Source organism: Neisseria sp. P0022.S010, from assembly GCF_051956635.1.
Genome location: NZ_JBQCXF010000901.1, coordinates 1 through 447, shown reverse-complemented (window position 1 = coordinate 447; position 447 = coordinate 1). Strand labels below are relative to the sequence as shown.

Annotated in this window: 1 protein-coding gene; it reads left to right on the top strand. The window is 53.5% G+C overall.

Annotation, left to right across the window (positions count from 1 at the left end; translation table 11 throughout):
• Positions 1-447, top strand: a 447-nt coding sequence (locus ACTHUT_RS22010) for a toprim domain-containing protein (RefSeq protein WP_440419948.1), incomplete at both ends; no start/stop codon positions are given.

Below are 447 nucleotides of genomic sequence, written 5' to 3'. Positions count from 1 at the left end.
TCCGCCATGCAGGGCCGCGACCGCAAATTCCAAGCGATTTTGCCGCTCAAAGGTAAAATTTTGAACGTCGAAAAAGCACGTTTTGAAAAAATGCTGGCCAGCCAAGAAGTCGCCACGCTGATTACCGCTCTAGGCGCAGGCATCGGCAAAGAAGAATTCAATGCCGAAAAACTGCGCTACCACCGCATCATCATCATGACCGATGCCGACGTGGACGGCGCGCACATCCGCACCCTGCTCCTGACCTTCTTCTACCGCCAAATGCCCGAGCTGGTCGAACGCGGCTACATCTACATCGCCCAGCCGCCTTTGTACAAAGCCAAATACGGCAAACAAGAGCGCTATCTCAAAGACGAATTGGAAAAAGACCAATGGCTGCTCGGTCTAGCCTTGGAAAAAGCCAAAATCGTTTCAGACGGCCGCACCATCGAAGGCGAAGAGCTTGCC